This is a genomic window from Pseudomonas sp. P5_A2_2, assembly GCF_054177685.1.
The window spans coordinates 1-1,184 of sequence record NZ_JBGCUL010001230.1; the positions used below are offsets into that span (position 1 = coordinate 1).

Annotated in this window: 1 protein-coding gene and 1 pseudogene; both read left to right on the forward strand. The window is 61.2% G+C overall.

Translation table 11 applies throughout. From position 1 onward, the window contains the following. A pseudogene (locus tag ACXRVY_RS30350) lies at window positions 1-203 on the forward strand (ThiF family adenylyltransferase); the annotation flags it as partial. Next, entirely contained in the window at window positions 200-673 is a 474-nt protein-coding gene (locus ACXRVY_RS30355) for a DUF6527 family protein (RefSeq protein WP_458239121.1), read from the forward strand. The pseudogene ACXRVY_RS30350 and the gene ACXRVY_RS30355, both read left to right, overlap by 4 nt. The last annotated feature ends 511 nt before the right edge of the window (window positions 674-1,184 follow it).

A 1,184-nucleotide genomic window follows, 5' to 3' on the forward strand; every position in this document is an offset into this window, starting at 1 on the left:
CGCGCGTCTCGACGGCCGACCGGGATGAAGACGATGCATACGCGCAGAACATCCAGATCGCCGATCTCAACATGCTGAACGCCGCGATGGCGGTGATCAAGTGGAAGAAGATGTGCAAGTTCTACATGGACGTCGACAACGAGCACCACTCGACCTACTCGACGAACTTCAACCTGATGACCAGCGACGAGAAGCCCACTTGAAGCATCACCGGTTCACGCACGAGTTCGTTGAACTAATGCCCGGGCAATTGCAGGAGGGCGTTCTTTACGTGTCGATGGAGTACGCCACGGCGATCCATCGGTGCGCCTGCGGTTGCGGCGAGAAGGTGGTGACGCCGATGTCTCCGACCGACTGGTCGCTTCAATTTGATGGCGACACCATTTCGCTCAGTCCATCGATCGGAAACTGGAATTTCGCATGCCGTTCTCACTACTGGATCGAACGCGGTCGCGTGCGCTGGGCGGCGGAGATGTCACAGCAGGCCATCGAGCTTGGGCGAACGCGTGATCGCCAGAACAAGGCGAGGTACTTCGGCGCGGCCAATCCACCGCCGCAGGTATCGGGCGCGGCAAGTCCGGTTCAGCAGCCTGAAGTGAGCAGAGCAAGGCCGAGCCAGTCGAAAGGTGGGCGTGGCCTTTGGTCTTCGCTGAAAGAGTGGTGGAAGCGCTAGATGTTCGAAGCCGCAACATTTGTGGCCTACAACGCCCGCAGTGGACAAGCCACCCACCCACAGGTCGTGCCTGTGGATGGCCCCTGCGGGATCCGTGACTTGACCACAGCTCCCCGGCCGCTGCCTACGGCCTGACGCGCTGCGCTTGCCGAACGGCCATTTTTAGGTGTTCAGGCAACCCATAGAGCCAACCCCAGCGCAGCGGCAGTGGCGTCTGACGTGACCGTCATCGTGAGGCAGCCGGAGATCCTCCATGCCAGTAGCGGCGGCGGCCCGCAGCAGCGGAATGTTCAGCTTCCGTGAGACGGTAGCTCACTCAGTGAGCTACCGTCTCGGTAAGGTAGGCGCCTTGAAGGCGCCAGGCACACGGCGTCGTTTCTTAGGAGCGCTCCGACCATGCTAAATCCGACCCCCCTGAACCCGCGTGCCATGAGCGACATTGCCTCGCGCTGGGAGAACCACGAAACCCGGCGCTTTTACGAGGCGACCACGCTGCGCAATCTCTTCGGTG